Source organism: Halomonas sp. 3A7M (assembly GCF_014897875.1).
GTDB lineage: Bacteria > Pseudomonadota > Gammaproteobacteria > Pseudomonadales > Halomonadaceae > Vreelandella.
Genome location: NZ_JABUZD010000090.1, coordinates 1 through 2823, shown reverse-complemented (window position 1 = coordinate 2823; position 2823 = coordinate 1). Strand labels below are relative to the sequence as shown.

The 2823-nt window shown below is 50.3% G+C and carries 4 protein-coding genes; 1 reads left to right on the top strand and 3 read right to left on the bottom strand.

The features are described 5' to 3' along the window. Window positions 1-135: 135 nt before the first annotated feature. The 3 genes from INT19_RS08270 to INT19_RS08260 all read right to left on the bottom strand — a co-directional run bounded on the left by INT19_RS08270 (window position 136) and on the right by INT19_RS08260 (window position 2439). The gene (locus tag INT19_RS08270) at window positions 136-453 is read right to left on the bottom strand and encodes an antibiotic biosynthesis monooxygenase family protein (RefSeq protein ID WP_193060415.1); all 318 of its coding nucleotides are present in this window, start codon (window positions 451-453) and stop codon (window positions 136-138) included. 91 nt (window positions 454-544) lie between these two features. Further along, a complete protein-coding gene (locus INT19_RS08265; RefSeq protein WP_193060414.1) occupies window positions 545-952 on the bottom strand; it encodes a DUF4019 domain-containing protein in 408 nt (135 codons plus the stop codon). A gap of 173 nt (window positions 953-1125) precedes the next feature. Continuing rightward, window positions 1126-2439, bottom strand: coding sequence for a YfcC family protein (locus tag INT19_RS08260; protein ID WP_193060413.1), 1314 nt, complete (start codon window positions 2437-2439; stop codon window positions 1126-1128). Between the two features lie 73 nt (window positions 2440-2512). On the opposite strand from INT19_RS08260, the gene tnpA reads away from it, so the two are divergent. Next, the gene (gene tnpA / locus INT19_RS08255; protein WP_022519766.1) at window positions 2513-2803 is read left to right on the top strand and encodes an IS66 family insertion sequence element accessory protein TnpA; all 291 of its coding nucleotides are present in this window, start codon (window positions 2513-2515) and stop codon (window positions 2801-2803) included. Window positions 2804-2823 lie beyond the last annotated feature (20 nt).

The following is a 2823-nucleotide window of genomic DNA, read 5'->3' as shown; positions in this document are numbered from 1 at the left end:
CAGGTCAACATGGATTCCCGCTAAGGGCCTGCGGGAATGACGAGTGCGGCTCGGAGGACTAGGGTGGAGTCACCATCAGGCACTTATTAAACAAAAAACACAGCCTAGGCATAATACCTAGGCTGCGTTGATAGTTTAAATACCATAATCTCGCTCGACTTTGGCAATGCGCGTCTTAAAATGCCGGTACCACTGCTGATGGCCTAGACGCTGGGCTTCCAGATGCTCAGCGTGGGCCTTCCACGCTTTGATTGAGGCCAAATCAGCCCAGTATGACACCGTCACACCCACTTCATTTCGGGCAGACTCTACTCCCAAGAATCCCGGCTGCTGTGCTGCAAGTTCAACCATTCTGGCCGCCATTGCGTCATAGCCGTTATCGATCTCGGTGCGTTGTGAGGTAAAAATAACCGCGTAGTAAGGCGGCTCGGGCGTGTTAGCAATACTAGGCATAGCATCACCACTTTGGTACGCGCCGGGTGCGGCATCAGTCATTTACAAATACCTATTACAAAGAAGCATTACACAGAACTATTACACAGAGCTATTGCACATAATAACCACTGACTCGCCACTCACCATTTTCAAGATGAGGTGTTACGGTTTCTACTCCTCTCGCTTTATTTTCAAACCGAGTATGGAAGATAAAAACCATGTAGTCGCCATCGGGCGCACCCGGCATAGATCGGTAGTGAGAGACTTGCACTTGTCGACGTGATTCTACCGGCCCAAACTCATTACGTGCTAACTCAATAATGCGCCTAAGCATGCTAGGCGATAGCGGCGTTTTTAGTAGCGGCGATGAGCTCTCCCAGGCTTGTTCAACCTCACCATTATCAATTGACTCTAACCACGCGAGCGCCGCTGATTCAGCCGTATTTGCAAACGCCTGAGCATAGGTGACTAGGCTAAGCAGTATCGCAGCAAGAAGGAAAGCAGGTGATTTGGGCATGGCTAACTCATATGGCGGCTTGGTGACTGTGGCCTGTTAAGTGATTATCGGACAATGACTGAATTTCTTTAGCACCGAACCACATAACTGCAAAACGAAGGGGGCGAAAATCCTTCTGGATTTCCCCCCGTCACTGCTGCGTCGACCGTTAGTTAACCGCCTAACGACAGTACTTAATAACCCACGTAATAGCCTAATACCAGCGCTGCCCAGCACATAACGTAAACCAGTACCAATAAAGGGGTAATAACACGTAGCCACTGCGCGTAGGAAACCCGGCCTAGCGCTAGCATGGCAAGGGTGCCACCAGACGTTGGTACAATCAGGTTAGTCAAACCATCCCCCACCTGGAATGACGTGATCATTAATTGACGGCTCATGCCAATTAAGTCTGCCAAAGGAATCAAAATCGGCATGGTAACCAATGCTTGGCCCGATCCGCCCGGAATAAACAGGTTAATCACGCCTTGAATAACACTTGAAGCGACAGCCGCCACAGCGGTAGGCATATCACCCACCAGAGCGCTAAGGGAATTAACAATCGTATCGATAATCTGGGCATCTTTAAGGATGACCTGAATAGAGGCTGCAACACCAATCACTAAGGCGCCGGCGGTTACCGATGAGGCGCCTTCCATCATCTGTCTTACCAGCGCATTGGCTCCCAGGCCGTTAGTGAGTCCAATAACAATCGCCATCAGCAAGAACATGGCGGCAATTTCATTGATGTACCAACCGCGAGTAAACACACCGATTAGCATGATAATCAGGCCAGCAATAAAAATAGCTAATGTAATGATGTTCTGGCGTGTCAAGGTATAGTCTTCGAGACGCTTGGTTAGCTCGGCTGGGTTGTCATCGTGGTAGTCCATTTTGACGACGTAACGGCAGATAAAAAGCGTCAAGGTAGCCAGGCACGCAACAACCATCAGCGTACGTAACCACCAGCCTGAAAACGTGGGTAATTCACCAATACCTTGCGCAACGCCAACGGTGTATGGATTGATCGGCGATAAAGCGAAGCCAATGCCGATGCCCCCCACGGCCATCACAACACCGACTAAACGAGAGCAGCCAATGGCAGACGCTATCAGTACACCAATGGGTACGAGCGCAATATTATTTTCGAAACCAACCGCAACGCCAAAGAAGCCATAGATAAAGGTGCCAGCAGCAATAATCAGGTTGCGGCTTTTAATGCTATTTTCAGCGCCGACGCGATGAACGGCGACACCAATGGCATTTTCCAGCGCGCCTGTCTTCTGCAGAATATGAAACAGCCCACCAGCAATAAACACGATAAACAGATATTGCGACGCATTAATCAGACCTTGCGGTATGGCGACGAAAATCTTAAAAAAATGCAGATTCGCAACATCTGACAAATACATGAAAGATTCAGGAATAACCGTCGTACGACCATCGACAGTCTGACGTTCAAACTCGCCTGCGGGCACAATAAACGTCATTAGGTAGTAAGCGTTCATTCTAAGACGTCCTGCCGCCCGGCTGACATTCGCCCTACAGTAACCTCACATTTGCCCACACGAGGTTACCCCCATGAGAAAGCACCGCACCCCGGAACAGTGGCAGGCCCTGGTTGACCAGCATCGTGACAGTGGTCTGTCAGCTTCGCAGTTTTGTAAACAAGAGAACATTGGCTATTCCAGCTTCTGCAACTGGCGAAAGCGCCTGTCCGATCAGCCGACCGATAATTCGACAGACTCTGGAGAAGCCAGCTTTCTCGATTTGTCGTCACTGATGGGCACGTCGCCATCATCCGGCTTAGGCTGGAATATTGTGCTCAGCCTGGGTAACGGCGTCGAGCTACGGCTGAGCCAGAACGGATGATCGGGCTCGATAGCCAGGCG